Annotated in this window: 12 protein-coding genes; 4 read left to right on the top strand and 8 right to left on the bottom strand. The window is 61.8% G+C overall.

Annotation, left to right across the window (positions count from 1 at the left end; translation table 11 throughout):
• Positions 1-179: 179 nt before the first annotated feature.
• Together greA and rpsR are read left to right on the top strand one after the other, a co-directional pair.
• A complete protein-coding gene (greA, locus tag Pan216_RS25855; RefSeq protein ID WP_145262784.1) occupies positions 180-653 on the top strand; it encodes a transcription elongation factor GreA in 474 nt (157 codons plus the stop codon).
• Positions 654-803: 150 nt separating this feature from the next.
• On the top strand, positions 804-1,079 hold the full coding sequence (gene rpsR, locus Pan216_RS25850; protein WP_145262783.1) for a 30S ribosomal protein S18: 276 nt from the start codon (positions 804-806) through the stop codon (positions 1,077-1,079).
• 210 nt (positions 1,080-1,289) lie between these two features.
• Here the strand turns inward: rpsR and Pan216_RS25845 are convergent, their stop codons facing one another.
• The 6 genes from Pan216_RS25845 to Pan216_RS25820 all read right to left on the bottom strand — a co-directional run bounded on the left by Pan216_RS25845 (position 1,290) and on the right by Pan216_RS25820 (position 11,092).
• Positions 1,290-2,111, bottom strand: coding sequence for a formylmethanofuran dehydrogenase subunit C (locus Pan216_RS25845; protein WP_145262782.1), 822 nt, complete (start codon positions 2,109-2,111; stop codon positions 1,290-1,292).
• A 122-nt stretch (positions 2,112-2,233) separates the two neighbouring features.
• On the bottom strand, positions 2,234-3,919 hold the full coding sequence (locus tag Pan216_RS25840; protein WP_419193008.1) for an ArnT family glycosyltransferase: 1,686 nt from the start codon (positions 3,917-3,919) through the stop codon (positions 2,234-2,236).
• A gap of 260 nt (positions 3,920-4,179) precedes the next feature.
• Entirely contained in the window at positions 4,180-4,530 is a 351-nt protein-coding gene (locus Pan216_RS25835; RefSeq protein WP_419193007.1) for a zf-HC2 domain-containing protein, read from the bottom strand.
• Between the two features lie 155 nt (positions 4,531-4,685).
• On the bottom strand, positions 4,686-5,438 hold the full coding sequence (locus Pan216_RS25830) for a Crp/Fnr family transcriptional regulator (RefSeq protein ID WP_419193006.1): 753 nt from the start codon (positions 5,436-5,438) through the stop codon (positions 4,686-4,688).
• Between the two features lie 278 nt (positions 5,439-5,716).
• Positions 5,717-8,284, bottom strand: coding sequence for a plasma-membrane proton-efflux P-type ATPase (locus Pan216_RS25825; RefSeq protein ID WP_145262777.1), 2,568 nt, complete (start codon positions 8,282-8,284; stop codon positions 5,717-5,719).
• A gap of 354 nt (positions 8,285-8,638) precedes the next feature.
• Entirely contained in the window at positions 8,639-11,092 is a 2,454-nt protein-coding gene (locus Pan216_RS25820; protein ID WP_145262775.1) for a phosphoketolase family protein, read from the bottom strand.
• Between the two features lie 185 nt (positions 11,093-11,277).
• Between Pan216_RS25820 and Pan216_RS25815 the strand changes: the two genes are divergently transcribed.
• A complete protein-coding gene (locus tag Pan216_RS25815; RefSeq protein WP_145262773.1) occupies positions 11,278-12,465 on the top strand; it encodes an acetate/propionate family kinase in 1,188 nt (395 codons plus the stop codon).
• Positions 12,466-12,543: 78 nt separating this feature from the next.
• On the opposite strand, the gene Pan216_RS25810 is transcribed toward Pan216_RS25815, so the two are convergent.
• The gene (locus Pan216_RS25810) at positions 12,544-13,647 is read right to left on the bottom strand and encodes a Gfo/Idh/MocA family protein (RefSeq protein WP_145262771.1); all 1,104 of its coding nucleotides are present in this window, start codon (positions 13,645-13,647) and stop codon (positions 12,544-12,546) included.
• Positions 13,648-13,933: 286 nt separating this feature from the next.
• Here Pan216_RS25810 and Pan216_RS25805 point away from each other — a divergent pair, with 286 nt between their 5' ends.
• On the top strand, positions 13,934-15,097 hold the full coding sequence (locus Pan216_RS25805) for an AraC family transcriptional regulator (protein ID WP_145262769.1): 1,164 nt from the start codon (positions 13,934-13,936) through the stop codon (positions 15,095-15,097).
• Between the two features lie 61 nt (positions 15,098-15,158).
• Here the strand turns inward: Pan216_RS25805 and Pan216_RS25800 are convergent, their stop codons facing one another.
• A complete protein-coding gene (locus tag Pan216_RS25800) occupies positions 15,159-15,764 on the bottom strand; it encodes a DJ-1/PfpI family protein (protein WP_145262767.1) in 606 nt (201 codons plus the stop codon).
• Between the last annotated feature and the right edge of the window lie 1,049 nt (positions 15,765-16,813).

Genomic DNA, 16,813 nt, shown 5'->3' with positions numbered 1-16,813 from the left:
GACGACAGCCCCTTCCGACTTGCCAGTGGACTGCGGTCCCTGGAGGCGAGTTTCGCGAAGCGGGCTCTCTTGCACGGCGAGTACGACCGTCATCATCCAAGGCGTCGCTGCATCACTACGGCCCGGCCTCAGGTCATTCGGGTCCGTGGGCGACGTTGTCATGAGGAAAGGAACGGGAGATGAGTCCCACACCCACGACTCGGGAAGGCTACGAGAAGATCAAGTCGGAACTCGATCGTTTGGAACAGCACGAGATGCCCCGCATTACCCAGCTGCTGGCGGAGGCCCGTGCCGAGGGCGATCTGAAGGAGAACGCCGAATACCATGCCCAACGAGAGAATCAGGGCATGTTGCAAGCGAAGATCAACCTTCTCAAGTCGAAGCTCGCCGACGCTTACATTGTCGACACCGACAATCTCCCGAAGGATCAGATCGCCTTTGGCTCGAAAGTGAAGCTCAAGGATCTCGATGCCGACTTGGAGGAGACCTACGAGTTGGTCGGTCCGGGCGAGGAGGACTACTCGGGCGAAGTGATGAAGATTCTCTGCGAGAGCCCGTTGGCCAAGCAGCTTCTCAATCACAAGCCGGGCGACAAGGTGACCGTCGAAACCCCTGGCGGAGCCATCAATTACGAAGTCCTCTCGATCGCTTAATTCGGCTCGTTCCTTGCCGCGTTCGGGGTCGTTGACCGAGCGTGCGGCGGCGGACGGGTCGGGATCGATAAGACGCGACAAAGGGACTTGAACCGGGTCGGTGAACTCCTAGCTTAGACTATTTGAGTTTTCCAGGGAGATCGTGCATTCATGGGCGGAAAGAAGAGCCTTCGGCGTTCGGTCAGCGCAAAGAAAAAGTCGCGGTCCACGAGTCGCAACCGCTGCCGTTTCTGCGGACCCGAGGGTTGCCCACGTCCGGCATACGTCGATTACAAGGACGTCGAGTTGCTCAAGCGAATGATGAGCGGCCACGGCAAGGTCCTCGGTCGTCGTCGTACCGGCAACTGCGCCGCCTACCAGCGTGCCGTCAGTACCGCGATCAAGCGTGCCCGGTTCATGGGCCTGCTCCCCTACGTCGGCGAATAAGCTTTCTCTCCTCTCTGGGGCGTCGTCTCCCACACGCCCCGGCAATCCTGTCGTCGTGATTGCCGTCACCAACTTCCGCTTCTGACGTATGACTTTCATGGTTTCAGCCTCGCCAACAATTGAGGCTGTATTCCTGTCTGCTCCACGCTTACAGGGTTGTCGGAGGGCGAGTCGTCGGGGTTGAGAGATGGCGTTGCCTCAAGCCCTGTTCTACGTGGCTCCGATGAAGATCTCCCCCTTGCGAAGCTCCAGTTGATCGCCGACCAGGCGGATGAGGGTCGTGGGCCACGGCTTCGGTAGCGGAAACGCTCGCTTCGCGAGTTCGCGGCGATAGATCTCCACGAAACTCGGCTCGTAGCGGCAAGCCTCCTCAAACATGGGGTGGAATCGTTCCGGTGTCAGACTAGGATCGAGTAGCAGCAACGTCCCACGCTTCATTCCCAGACCCGCGTCGGTCCCGATGGCACCTCCGACGACCACGGTCCCGGCCCGCATGTCCATCGCCAGGTCGTTGCCGACCGAGCCGGCGACGGCGAGGAGGCCGCGCCGCATCGCGCCACCGACTTCGTCCCCCGCGTTGCCACGGATGAGAATCGTTCCTCCCTTCATGCCGAGTTTCGTGCCTGGGAGTGGGCCCCCGACTTGGTCGCCGGCGTCGCCATGGACGTGGAGGCTGCCGCCGGTCATCTCGGCGCCGAGGTAGTCCCCGGCATCGCCTTCGACGACGATCTCGCCGCCAGTCATCTGGGCGCCGAGTCGAGGGCCGATCGAGCCGCCGACTCGCAGACTTCCCGACGTCATGCCCGACGCGATGCCGGCCGCTCGAGACCAGTCGCCCTGTAGGTGGACGGCTTCGTCGGCGGGATCTCCTTCGAGCGTGGAGCATTCTCCGAGCGTCAGGCAACGGTTGCCAAGCCACGCCGGCAGCCGGGCGATCTCCTCGAGGGACATCGACGACAGGCGATCGGGAGAAAGACCATCGACCTCGAAGGGAACGTGATCCAGGTCGGCGTGCGGACGAATGCTCAGCATGAAACTCACTCTGGAAACCGGGCGGCACGGAACCCTTCTCCCGCGACGCCTACCAGAGATGATATCAGTTGACGGCGTGAAGGTGATCGACGTCCACCGATGGGGAGGCCGAGCCCCCCAAGTCAGCGGGCGCTGGGTGTCTCGTGAGATCCGATTTGGGCGACGGTCGGCGTCACGCGATAGAGCGTTAGCCGGTCCTCCTCCGACATGATGCGTCGCAACGTGGCGCACTCGGTGAGCGTCTGGACGTCGGCGACCTCGGCCATCTTCGCGCCCAAGGAGCGGGGCCCGACGACGTAGAGGTCCTCCGTCGACGCCGCGACCCGATCGGAGCAGAAGAGGTCGGCATCGTCGGTGCGGTGGATCGGCCACCGCAGATAGAAGCTGATCTGGTTCTCGCGAAGATCGACCATGTGAACGGTCCGCCCATCGGGGAGCCGCTTGTTGATCTCGTGGGCGAGGATAGTTTGGTCGCGGTAAGAGTCGAAGTGAGGCATCATCACCGACTGGACCAACGCGGCGACCACCCACGTCGCCCCGAAGATCGCCCCGAGCGACCACCACGTCGACGAGCGTTTGTCGGCCACGACCGCCAAGCTGGCTCCGGCCACAAGGGCGGTGGCGAGCAACGCGACGGCCGCCAAGATCTCCGGCTTGAGCATCGAGACGATGGCGATGCCGACGCCCTCGCCGATGAGGAGCAGGGAGATCGTCGCGATGACGGGAAGCCGCCAACGCTTGGGATCGAAGAAACACCGCTCGACGCCATACGCCATCAACACCGAAAGTGGCGGCAAGACCGGGATGCAGTAGTGCTTGTGCTTCCAGTCGCTGAGCGAAAGAAAGAGGATGCCGACGAGTGCCCACGACCACAGGAAGAGGCTTTGCGGCTTGCGGGCGATTTTCTCGCGGAGGCTTGCCCAGAGGCCGTACGCGAGGAAGGGCGTCCAAGGCATCAGAAGCAAAGGCACGACATAGAAGTAGAACGCGAAGGGGCGGTGCCCGCCCGGCTCGCCGAACTTCCCCGCGAAGCGATCGAGGTTATGACGCTTCCAGTCGGCGATGACGTTGGGGTCCTTGAGGTACGCCGCCAAGGGCCAGCCAACGACGAAGGCCGCCATGAAGAGCCAGCCGAGCGGACTGATGAAGAACCGCATCGAGCGCCATTGCCGCGTGAGAAGAATCGTGAGACCACAGCCGCCACCGATGAAGATGATCGCGATCGGTCCCTTGGTCATGAACGCAAGGGCCGTCATCAGGAAGAACAAGGGTCGGCGCCAGCGATCGTTGGACACTTCTCCCGTCGGACCGGGGAGGGCCCCTTCCGCGAAGAGGACCATCGCCGCGGCGACGAAGAACGTGAGCAAGATGTCCGACTCGGCCAAGCGGCCCTGCATCAGCGTGTAGAAGGCGGTCAGTTGGATGAGCCCGGTCAGGATCGCGATCCGACGCCCGAACCAATGAGCCCCGAGGTGGGCCATCAGTAGTCCAAGGCCGACCGTCGCGAGCACGAAGGGGAGCCGGATCACCCACTCGGCGCTGCTTTGGAAGAGCGTCATGGCGGCCGCGATGACCCAATAGGTCAGGGGGGGCTTGTGGTTGATGATCATGCCGCCGTAGGGGGTCATGAGCCACTCGCCGGAGAGTAGCATTTCGCGAGCGGGCTCGGCGAAGAAGACCTCGTGGTGCGTGAGGACTCGGGCGTCACCGAGGTTGATGAGGTAGAGCGAGCAGCCGTAAATCAGGAGCAGAAGCGTCGCCCGCCAGCCGAGGGTGGTCTCGTCGGTGCGGAACTCGGTAGCCGTCATGAGGATGTCTCTCTCCGTCGCGGGGTGCCCAACTTGCCGATGGCCTCCCATACCGGGATTCGGCGATCAGGCAAGAGCAACGAATCGGGAGTCGCTTAGCGGGGAAATGCGGGAAGCATAGGTGGGATAGGGTGGCGGCGAGCTTTCCGGGATTGGGTGCTTGAGGTAGGCGGGGAGGCATTGTGAATTGAGCGAAGAAAGCGTGGGCCCCATCCCTCTGACTCACGCTGGGAGAGCGTGAGGCCCATCCCTGACTCACGCTAGGAGAGCGTGAGGCCCATGGACTTAAATTTCGGACGGCACTTCTCGCAATGCTCCACATGCTCGATCACCCGCTTGCGCAGATCGGACGGAAGCGTGTGAAGAGCGTACGCGGGAACACAGCGGGCAACCTCAAGGCACGTCAGGTGCCCATGACCCGGATCGCCTAAGAGCACGGGACTAATCGCGACGCCCGAGACCACGGCCGTCGCGGCCACGCCCCCGCCGAGCGAAGCCTTGAGAAACTGGCGGCGCTGGCGACACGATCGCAGCCGGCACCCCAATTGCTTCACGACGCCAATCGGGCACGGACTCCATTGTCGTGGTGATTCGCCCATTCGATCATCCATTTGCGGCCTCGTCGGCTTGATGAATCGCCCGCTGACTCGACCGTCTCTCCTCGATCCCATGATGGTGCCCCACGCTTGCATGCGAACGAGGCGTTAGGTGTGTTTTGGGTTTCCTCAAGTATCGTCGAATGTTCCCGACACGTCCGTGAGCCATCTCACCGTCCTCCGGTCTGGAGGCGAATGTGGGGCGAAGAGTCCCGCGGACGCGGCGGCATCGGCATCGGTTGGTCGAGCAGCGCGAACAGAGCGTTGACGTTCGTCACCGCGATTTGCTTTCGCTTGACCGTGACCAATCCCTCCGACTGGAGATCCCCCAGCGCGATCGTCACGGTCTCACGCGTCGCCCCGATCAAGCTGGCGATCTCCTGGTGCGAGAGCTTGATGCCGAGATCGAGCTGCGTTTCCCCAACCCAACGCCCGTAGCGCTGCGCCAATTCCGCGAGGAGGTAGATCACCCGATCGCGAAAGGATCGAAAGAGCAGGTTTTTCATGCGGTTTTCGATGCGTTGCTGCTTGAGCCCCATGAACTTGGTCACCCGCAGCGAGGTGGCGGGATGCGAGTTCATGATCTCAAGCATGGCGTCGCGTGGGACCGCGATCACGGAGGAGGCGAGATTGGCCTCGGCGTACTCGGTCCGCTCACTTTCGCTGAGCAAGGCGAGTTCGCCGAAGATTTCCCCAGGTTCGACGAAGGCGAGGATCGCCTCCTTGCCGTCGGGGGTGATGGTCTTGATCTTGATCCTTCCGTCGAGCAGAAGGAGCACGTGCCCGCCGGCATCGCCGGGAAAGTAGACCGTTTCCCGCGTCTTGAATCGACGAAAGGACGAACGGGCTTCGAGCTTGGAGCACTCGTCGTCCGAAAGACCTTCGAAGAGCTGGGAATTCTTGAGGAACCAGAAGCGTTCCACCTCGCTCCTTTCGACCCACGTTTCGAGCGTCGACGGGGCGCGACCTGCCCCTAGCCGAATCGAAACGGTTCCCGTGGAACCCGAGGAGAAACGACTCCCCGGCCATCGGGCCGCCGACCGCGTCGCCGTCATCGCGACTCATCGATGCTAACAACTCGTCTCCGGTAGGACCAGGGCGCCCGCCCGCCGGCCAGGGACGACAGGACTGGGTGAGTGCCCCGCTCTTCGTTGGATCTCCGTGGCCGCCAGAGCCCACGGAACAGAGAACAAGCCGTGTGCTAGCCTCTCGTTTGGAGCGACTGGCCGAGCTGTTCGAGATGTCTGTCCTGTTGGTCGAAGCGGCGGTAGAGGCAGAGCTTGACGAACTCGATCACGAACATCCAGATGATGTTGTAGATCCAGACGAGCCCGATCATCGGCCATGGAATCACCGGGACCAGCCAGCCGAAGCCGCACATCAAGACCGCGAAGATCTGGGTCCCGATGATCGCGATCGTGAGCACCAGCGAGGGGAACGGCGGGCTGAGGAAGAACTTCTGGGTCCGCGTCAGAAAGAGCAGCAAGTGCCCACCCGCGACCAACTGTAGGAACATCATCGAACGAAGCATGTCCTGATCGATATGGATCCAGGCCTGGAAATGGGGCAGCGTCATCCATTCCTTGCCGATGAGGAGCAACCCGAAGGTCTCGGCGACCGAAAGGAGCCCGAGGATACTCGAAATCACCAAGACCCGGTTCATTTGCCAGCGAACCGGCGATTCGTTGATCCGCGTGTTGTCGTAGGCGATCGTCATGATCGGAATGTCGTCGAGCAGGGCCAGGACGATGATCATGATCGCCGTCAGGGGTCGGAACTCGAAGAAGATGGTCGCCAGGACGACGAAGAACATGATGTCGATCGTCATCGCGATCCGGTAGATCGTGTAGCTCATCATCCGCTCGAAGATCTTTCGGGCTTCCTCGATCGCCTGGATGATGACCGACAGACCGGGTTCGGTGAGGATGAGGTCGGCCGCGGCCCGGGCGGCGTCGGTTGCGCCGGAGACCGCGATGCCGCAGTCGGCTTGCTTGAGCGCGGGAGCGTCGTTGACGCCGTCGCCGGTCATTGCCACGAGATGGTCGCGGTCCTGAAGGGCTTTGACGATGCCGTACTTGTGCTCGGGGAAGACGCGCGCGAAGCCGTCGGCCCGTTCGACCGCCTCCTCGATCTCGTTGGGGAGCCGCGAGACGTCGGCGTCGGGCGGAAAGAAGTCGGCGGCCGCGTGCAAGTTGGTGCCGAGGCCGAGTTGACCGGAGATCTCGCTGCCGATCGCCACATCATCGCCGGTGACCATCTTGACGGCGAGTCCATGCGCCTTGGCCTGCTCGATGGTCTCCTTGGAGTCGTCGCGTGGGGGATCGAAGAGGGGGAGCAGGCCGAGGAACCGCCACGTCGCCCCATCGTCGGCGGACTCCGCGACGCCAAGGGCGCGATAGCCACGACGGGCCATCTCGTCGACCGACCGCGCCGCCTTTTGCTCGGCGGCCTCGTCCAGCCCCGCCATCTCCATGATGACTTGCGGGGCGCCCTTCGTGTAGCGTTTCCGAACCCCCTGCCCGTCCACCGACGTCGACTCGGTCCGCTTGCTGACCGGATCGAAGGGGACGAAGTTCTCCTGAGTGTAGACCAAAAGCGCCGTCGGGTCCTTGAGCCCCCCGATGACCGCGTTGTCGATGGCGTCCTCGTTCTCGCGTTTCGACGCGAGCGCCGCGGCGAGGACGCAATGTTGGGCGTCGACGTCGTCGACGGTCACCGGTTCGCCCAGGGTGAGCAGGTTCTTGGTCAGCGTGCCGGTCTTGTCGGAGCAGAGGATGTCGATGCCGGCCATCTCCTCGATCGCCTGGAGTTTCGAGACGATCGCCTTCTTCTTCGACAGGGCCAACGCTCCGAGCGCCATCGTGACCGAAAGGACAGCGGGCATCGCGACCGGAATCGACGCGATGACCAAGATCAGGACGAACTGCACGATGTTGATGATGTCGCGGTAGTTCCAAGCGTCCTTGACGACGATGTCGCGGTAGAGCTCGAAACCGACCAGAAGGATGCTCAGCGCGACGGCGACGAAGATGAGGAAGTCCCCAATCTTGAGGACCGCCTTCTGAAAGTGGGAGACCGCCCCGGCGCTGGCGACGAGCTTCGCGGTTCGGCCGAAAAAGGTGTCGCCCCCAGTGGCGGTCACCAGCGCGACCATCTCTCCTTGCTTGACGATGCTTCCCGAGAAACCGATCTCGCCAACCTTCTTGTTGACCGGAAGGGATTCCCCCGTCAGGGCCGCTTGGTCGATGCTGACGTAGTCCCCCTCCATCAACTTACAGTCGGCGGGAATGACGTCGCCAAGGCGGAGTCGGATCAGATCGCCCGGGACCAACCGAGCGGCGTCGACATCGGACCACTCGCCGTCGCGGCGGGCACGAGCCTTGAGCGCGAGCCCCTTCTTGAGGGCCTCGAGGGCGTTGGCGGCCTTGAACTCTTCCCAAAACCCGATGACGGCGTTGAAGATCAGCAGCACCATGATGATCACGAAGTCGTCGAGGTGCTCGACGACCAGCGACAGGATCGCGGCGACTTCGATCATCCAGGGGATCGGACCCCAAAAGTAAGAGAGAAACTTGAGGAGCGGGCTCTCTTTCTTCTCCTCGAGGGCGTTGGGGCCGTAGCGTTCGAATCGGCGGCCCGCCTCCTCGGCGGTGAGGCCCTCCTTCCCGCATTGAAGGTGGCCGAACACATCCTCGAAGGAGGCGTGCTCGGCATCGAAGGTCTCCTGGTCGGCGGATGCCGATTCCTGAGTGGGGGCGGGGATCGTCATGGTGGTCGCGTACTCCAATCGGTGGGCGATTCGTTTCGAGGTACGGCAGGCACTTATTCGGGGGCCTGCATCACCATTGTGGGTTGCCGGCTGATGAGATGCAATTCGGTGGTGGCGTGAAGGTGTCACTTCGAGTGCCTTCGGACACCGTGGGCATGCCGTTATGTGCTCCCGATCGGTCAATCTCTTGGCCACAAACCCTCTTAGGTGCCATGCTCACGCTGGACGTGGGCATGCGGGAAACACCGTTGATTCGGCCATGTCCCGCACGAACGACGGACGAGACATCGTGTCGCGAGCTTGCCAATCAAGACAGTGCGCGAGGTCTCGCCGCAAAGAGGGATGTTCCAATCCCTACGCGTCGGTGAAGGCCTGGCGGCTCACGGCCGATGCCGGTGATGGAAGACCTTCGGGGTCGCGAAAGTCGCTGGTCCATTGCCAGTGGTTGACTTCCGGAAGATCCTCGAGTCGGGAACGACTGTAGCGTTCATGGTCGGCGAGTACCTCTTCGTACTTCCCGGCGATGTCGGCCGCGACCGAGCGTAGCCGCGGCACATGTTGCAGCGCCTTGATCGCCAACTGGTAGCGACTCATGTTGTTGAGCACGACCATGTCGAAGGGCGTGGTCGTGGTTCCCTCTTCGATGTAGCCACGGGCGTGAAAGCGGCCTTCGTTGCTGCGGCCGTGAACAAGATCGTGGACCACGCGCGGGTAGCCGTGGAACGCGAAGATGACCGGCTTGTCCTTCGTGAAGAGTTCGTTGAACGCGAGGTCGTCGAACCCGTGCGGGTGCTGATCCGGATGGTAGAGGGTCATCAAGTCGACCACATTGACGAGGCGAACCTTGAGGTCGGGGATGTCGCGTTGCAGCAGCCATGACGCCGCCACCGCCTCGATGGTGGGAACGTCGCCGGCACAGGCGAGGACGACGTCGGGCTGACCGTCTTGGTCGTTGCTGGCGAAGTCCCAGACGCCGGCACCCTTGGAACAGTGTTCGCGAGCTTGGTCGATGTCGAGCCACTGCAGTTGCCGCTGCTTGCCGCAGACAATGAGGTTGATGTAGTTGCGACTGCGCAGACAGTGGTCGGCGACGCTCATCAGGCAATTGCCGTCGGGCGGAAAGTAGACGCGAGTGACGGTCCCCTTCTTCGTCAGAACCACGTCGATGAAGCCGGGGCCCTGGTGGCTGTAGCCGTTGTGATCGTTTCGCCACGCATGGCTGGTGAGCAAGTAGTTGAGCGACGCGATCGGGCGACGCCAGTGAAGATGCCGCGTCACCTTGAGCCACTTCGCATGCTGATTGAGCATCGAATCGATGACCATCGCGAAGGCTTCGTACGTCGGAAAGAGGCCATGCCGACCGGAGAGGAGATAGCCTTCGAGCCATCCCTGGCAACAGTGTTCGCTGAGGACCTCCATGACCCGTCCATCGGACGCGACGTGGTCGTCGTCGGGATGGATGTCGGCGACGCTGCAACGGTTGGTGGCTTCGAAGACGGAACCGAGGCGGTTGGAGTTGGTTTCGTCGGGACAGAAGAGGCGGAAGTTGCGGTGCTTCTGATTTCGCTTGAAGACATCGCGGAGGTATTCCCCCAACTTGCGCGGAGCCTCGGCGGTCACGCTTCCCGGAGCGGGAACGTCCAGGGCATAGTCGGAGTAGGAAGGCAGGTCGAGTGTCGTTAGGAGCCGGCCGCCGTTGGCATACGGCGTGGCCCCCATCCGCAGATCGCCCTCGGGGGCGAGAGCCGCCAACTCCGGGACCAGTCGCCCCTGATCGTCGAAGTGCCGATCGGAACCGTAGGAGCGAAGCCACTCTTCGAGCATGCGCCGGTGATCGTCGTTGTCGCGCACGCCGGCGAGGGGGACTTGATGCGACCGGTACGTTCCCTCGACCTGAATGCCGTCGACCTCCTTGGGGCCGGTCCATCCCTTCGGGGTACGAAGGACGATCATCGGCCAGGTCGGTCGCCCGGAGAACCCGTTGGTTCGGGCCTCGTGTTGGATTCTTCGGATCTCGGCATAGCTTTTCTCGAGAGCGGCCGCGAAGGCGGCGAAGACGACTTCCGGATCGTCCCCCTCGACGAGCATCGGTTCGTAGCCGTGACCGCGCATGAGGTTGACGAGTTCGTCGTCGGGGATTCGGGCGTAGACGCAGGGTCCGGAGATCTTGTAGCCGTTAAGATGGAGGATCGGCAAGACGGCGCCGTCGGTGACGGGATTGAGGAACTTGTTTCCCTTCCAGCCTCCTTCGAGCGGTCCGGTCTCGGCTTCGCCATCGCCGATGACGCAGGCGACCAATAAGTCGGGGTGGTCAAAGGCGGCTCCGAAGGCATGCACGAGCGCGTAACCGAGTTCGCCCCCTTCGTGAATCGACCCGGGACACTCGGGGCTCACGTGACTCGGGATCCCCCCCGGCGTGCTGAATTGCCGAAAGAGTTGCTTGATGCCATCGTTGTCGGTGGAGATGCGCGGATAGACCTCGCTATAGGTTCCCTCCATAAAGACGTTGGCGACGAGGGCGGGTCCACCGTGGCCCGGGCCGGCGATGTAGAGGACACTTTGTTGGTGTTTCTTGATGAGCCGATTGAGCTGCGCGTAGATCATGTTAAGACCAGGCACAGTCCCGAAGTGGCCGAGCAGCCGAGGCTTGATATGCTCCCTGCGAAGCGGCTCGCGCAGCAGGGCGTTGTCCATGAGATAGATCTGACCGACCGAGAGGTAGTTGGCCGCTTCCCAGTAGCGAATCATCTTGTCGAGTTCGTCGGGAGCGAGGGATAGCGGCGCAGCGTGACTGATCGTCGCGGACATGGTGGTGGTCTCCGTCCTCTGGGGCTTTCGTTCGAAGTCACCGATCGCTTGGCGAGACGCGGCTTTGGCGATCACGTCTCGTTGTCTGTCCTACTATGGCAACGAGGTAGCGTTTCAACGTCGCTCCGCCGTCGGGGCGAATGTCCGGCGCCGCTCGCGAGGTGGCATCGCATTGGGAGTTGAGGATGAGCGTCTCCACCACTGACTCTCTCTTGGTCATCAACTGTGGCTCTTCGAGCGTCAAGTCGGCGCTGTTCGACGGTCAATCGGAACAGCGACTGCTTGGCTGCGCGATCGAACGGATTGGTCTCCCCGAGGGTCGCCTACTTGTGATTGGAGCCGAAGGGGAGGCGATTCACGAGGAATCGCTCTCGCTTGCCGACCACGCCAGCGCGATCGCGAAGCTCTTCGCGTGGCTCGACGAAAGTGGGCACAAGGAGCCGGTGCGAGCGGTTGGCCATCGGTTGGTTCATGGAGGACCAAGGTACCGAACCGCCCAACGCGTCGATGACGAGGTGCTTGGCCAACTGCGGGAGCTTATCCCGTTTGACCCGATCCATCTGCCCTCGGAGGTCGCGGGCATCGAAGCGGTCGCGAACGCCCTGCCCGGCATCGCCCAAGTCGCGTGCTTCGACACGTCGTTTCATCGGCACCTGCCCGCGGTCGCGCGTACTTTCCCCCTACCCCGCAAGCTCCTCGATCGTGGCATCCACCGCTACGGCTTTCATGGACTTTCCTACGAGTACATCCTCGAGACGCTGCTCGAACGGGACGAGCCCTCCGCCCAAGGCGGTCGCATCATCGTCGCCCACCTGGGCAATGGAGCGAGCATGGCGGCGATCCTCGATGGAACCTGCGTCGACACGACGATGGGATTCACCTCGGCGGGTGGTTTGGTGATGGGATCGCGGAGCGGCGATCTCGATCCGGGGCTGCTGATCTTTCTGCTCGAGCACGATGGAATGAGCACGGACGACCTCAAGCGGATGCTCGTTCGCGACGGCGGGATGAAGGGAGTTTCCGGCATTAGTTCCGATGTGCGCGAACTGCTTGCCGCGGAGGAGATCCATCCCGAGGCCGCCGAGGCTCTCGAACTTTTTTGTTACCAGGCGCGGAAGTTCCTTGGTGCGCTGGCCGCCGCGATGGGAGGCCTCGATATGCTCGTCTTCACGGCGGGAATCGGCGAGCACTCCCCGGTGATTCGCAATCGGATCTGCGCCGGTCTCGACTGGATGGGCCTAACGCTTGACGGCGAACGCAACCGCGAAAATTCCTACCAGATTTCGAGCGACTATTCGCGGGTCAAAGTGCTCGTCATGCCGACCAACGAGGAACTGATGATCGCGCGGCAAACCAGACGCCTCGTGGGTTGAGGATGATGGGCCGACGCCGATCGACCAACACGTACCTCCCGCCAAGGTTGGAGCCCCTGCGCTCTCGGAGGTCGCGGGCTACCTGAGCGTGAACTCGGGGAGCGGAACGATCTGGCCGCCGTTCATCGTCGATTGGTGGGCGCAGATCCCGACGCAGGTCCAGTTGGCGCTGGTCACGGCGTTGGGCCAGGGCTCGCGATCGTCCCGGACCGCGGAGACGAACTCGTTGACCAGATGCGGATGCGAACCGCCGTGACCGCCTCCTTGAACGAAGGAAAGATGATCGGGGTCCTCAATCGTTTGCGTGAATTGACGGATCTCTTTAGGGAGCAAGTGGGCGTAATCCGGCACGCTCACTCGGCTGGGGATGTCGGGCTCCGGCTTCTTCGCGGTGTGCAGCACGTGCTCTTCACCTTCGACGAGCGACCACTCGAAGCTCTTCTTGGAGCCGTAGACGTCGAAGCTCTCGCGGTATTGCCTGGCGGTATCGAAGAGGAATCGCCACAGATGAGCCGCGATGTCGGTGTCCTTGATCTTTAGATGGCACGACTCGACGGCGAATGGGTTGCCGGACTTGGCGGCGAGTTCGTTGCGAATCATTCCCGATCCGAAGCAACTGACGTACTCGGCGCGGCCATCGACCAGCCCCAGGATCGGGCTGACGACGTGCGTGGCGTAGTGCATCGGAATCATGCGTTCCCAGTACTCCGGCCAGCCGTCCATGTCTTGCGGATGTGAGGCTTGCATGTACTGGATCTTGCCGAGTTCCCCCTTCGTGTGGAGCTCCTTCAGGTAGAGAAACTCGCGCGAGTAAACCACGGTCTCGGCCATCATGTACCTAAGGCCGGTTCGCGCCACCAGGTCGCAGATCTGTTCGCATTCTTCGATCGTGGTCGCCATCGGCACCGTACACATGACGTGCTTACCGGCCTCAAGCGCCTTGATCGACATCCAAGCATGATCGGGGATCGGGCTGTTGATGTGGACGAAGTCGACGGCATCGTCGGCGAGTAGGTCGTCGTAGCTGGTGTAGAGCTTTTCGATCCCGAAGGCGTCTCCCGCACGCTTTAGCTCCGTTTCGTCGCGCCGACAGATCGCGTGGATATTGGCGTCGGGATGATGTTGGTAGATCGGAATGAACTCGGCGCCGAAACCCAGCCCGACAATCGCGACATTGACCATGCTCGTTTCCCTCACACGCGCGGTCCAGACTCGCGGAGCCGCGGGATGCTCCTCGGCCAGTGCCGGCCACCCAGCGACCAACGACCGAGGATCACCTTGAACCGTAAGCGACGGTTCGCGGGTGAGCCATGAACTTTCGCGCGATCCGGATTCACTATTTCACCGGATGCTGAGCCGCATTGTCCTTGGTTTTTCAATTCATTCGCCGAGAAGGAGATGGTTATGCTTGAGTGCCCTATGTTTTTTCACGCATGTGCTAGAGGTGCTGGATCAGAAGGGACGGACCATGAAGAGACGCCGTGGCGTCGCCCTTCTCATCGAAACGTCCAATGCCTATGCTCGCGGGCTACTGGAGGGAATCGTCGCGTACATCCGCGAACACGACGAGTGGTCGGTCCATTTGCCGGAACAGGAGCGAGGCGCGCGTCCCCCTGACTGGCTGAGAAACTGGCGCGGCGATGGGATTATCGCTCGGATCGAGTCCGAGGCGATCGCCAACGCCGTGGCGACGACGCGACTCCCCTTCGTCGACGTCAGTGCCGCGCGCCGTCTTCCGGGCTATCCCTGGGTGGAGACCGACGACGCGGCCATCGCCAAGCTCGCGGCGAATCACCTGCTCGAACGCGGTTTTCAGCATCTCGCTTACTGTGGCGAGTCCCCCTTCAATTGGTCGCGCTGGCGCGAGGAGCACTTCGTGGAGATCGCCAACCGCGCCGTCGGCGCGTGTGCGACGTTCGAGGCCAAGTCGCGTTTCGCGCCCGGCTATTCCTGGAACCGGGAGCGGAGTCGGCTTCGCCGGTGGATCGAACGGCTTCCCAAGCCGATCGGCGTCATGGCGTGTTACGACATTCGCGCCCAGCAACTTCTCGACGTTTGCCGGGAATCCAACATCGCGGTGCCGGAGGAGGTCGCGGTGATCGGCGTCGACGATGACCAACTCCTTTGCGATCTGTGCTCGCCTTCGCTGAGTAGTGTGATCCCCGACGCGCTTGGGACTGGCTACGAGGCCGCGCGGCTGCTCGATCGTTTGATGTCGGCGGAGGAGGTCGAGCCCGATGCGCATCTGGTCGCCCCGCTGGGGGTCGCGACTCGTCGATCGACCGATATTCTGGCGATCGACGACCCCGACATCGCCAAGGCGCTGCGCTATATCCGGGAGCATGCCTGTGATGGGATCAACGTCAACGACTTGACGCGGGTGTTGCCCCTATCCCGGCGTGTCCTGGAGAGCCGCTTCCAGCAACTCTTGGGGCGGACGCCGCATGAGACCATCGTCGAGCAGCGGATCGACCGGGTGCGGCAACTCTTGCGGGAAACCGAACTCCCTCTCGCCGTGATCGCCGAGCGATCCGGATTTCGTCATGTCGAGTACATGAGCACCCTCTTTCGCCGGCGCGTCGGCGTTCCTCCCAGCCACTTTCGCCGCCAAGCCAAGGATCGGCGGTCCTGACCTCGTGAGCGCAAGGGTCGGGGCGATACCCACATCTTCGTGGGCATGCGGGGAACGTCTGTCATGACGTCGAAGGCGTGGCGGGTCGATAGGGGTACTCCATGTGCTCTGCCGTTCGCTTCGCCAATTCGAGGCCTTCCAGCGACTCGACCAAGTAAAGCGACATGTCGATCCCCGCGGCGATCCCTCCTGAAGTGATGATCCGTCCGTTGTCGACAAAGCGGCGATCGGCGACGGCGGTCGAACTTGGAGCGATCTCGCGAAGCAGATCGAGCGCGCGATGATGGGTCGTCACGGTCAGCCCATCGAGCAGGCCCGCCTTGCCAAGCAACAGGGCTCCGGTGCAAACCGACGCCATCCGTTCGGCGCTCTGCGACATGCGACGAATCCATTCAATCGTCGCGGGTTGGTTGACGAGTGGTCGAGTCCCCTTCCCTCCGGGAATGATGAGCAGATCCGGCACGGGACAGCCAGCGATATCGAGGTCGGGATTGACGCTCAATCCATTGCGGGCGCGAACCGGACGCAATTGCGCCGCCACCGTCACGACTCGAAAGACGTCGGTCGGAGCGAGTTCGTTGGCGACGGAGAAGACCTCGAATGGACCGCAGAAGTCGAGTACTTCCACGTCCTCGAAGAGAAAGATCATGACCGTCCGTGCGCCCATTTCAAGTCCTCTGAGAGCCGCTTGCACCAATGACCAAGCGTTCATCCTCGTGACGGATCGCGTCAAGTCAACGGTCAATGGTGGGGACACTCGAAGCCAGTCTTGAGTCGTTCAATCCTCAGCACCACATCGCCAGTAGAGGGAGACGCCGAGTCCGGCCGTGACACAAGCGTTCCTTGAGGCGATGGAGGTCATGCGAATCGCCGACGTGGAAGGGGCCGGAACGTTGTTCATAAAAGAGACCAGTGGTTGCACTAGAGGGTGAGTGTTCGTGTTGTGGCCAGTGGGCTTCGTTGTGGATAACGCCCCCCCCGGCTTTCTGTACGAACAGGCAATTTGGCATCAGGTCGATTCAATAAATGGCGTACTGTTCACACGAACCACATAGTAGGACTCAATCGTCTTGGTACACTCAGGTACACCATGAGCTGTTGGCGTGTGGTGAACTCTCGAGGTGAGGCCATGAATTCAGGATCGAGTGAGATGAGGGGCATGTGCAACTCCAGGTGTTCACCTTCGCTTCCCTGCCCGATCGAATTCTCCCACGAACATTCTTCCTGAAGCCGACGTAGTGAATCAAAACGAGAAAACACGCTATCCTGCGGAATTGTGACATTACAGTCCGTTGATTTAAGCGGGCCAAAGCGAGAACGAGCCATGTTGGCCAAGATCAAGGAGAAGAAACGGAGACGAATCTGTAGATTCGTCGAGTTTTTTGACGCCGAGATTGGTCAAGAGGGCCGTTCGTAGCCGGCATCGAATAGATCAACGGGCTGTTAAGCCTGTTGACGCCTGAACGAAGGGTTTCGTCGAACATCAAGGAGATATACCCTCGGGCGACTCCGAAGGTTTGTCGAGGTTCTTGGCTTGGAGTGTTGGTCGAAAAAATGCCCGTCACCACCTTCGAGTCGTTCAACGGCCTACCTGACACAAGGGGGGTGGGTGAACGTGGGAGGGTGTTTTCATCGTCGAGTCTAAGACTCGTTTGGTCCATCGGCAGGACCAAGTGATATCATCCAGCGAACCATAGCTCGAAAGTCGCATCCCGC

The organism is Kolteria novifilia (assembly GCA_007748055.1).
GTDB lineage: Bacteria > Planctomycetota > Planctomycetia > Kolteriales > Kolteriaceae > Kolteria > Kolteria novifilia.
This window is presented reverse-complemented; position numbering and strand designations above follow the sequence as displayed.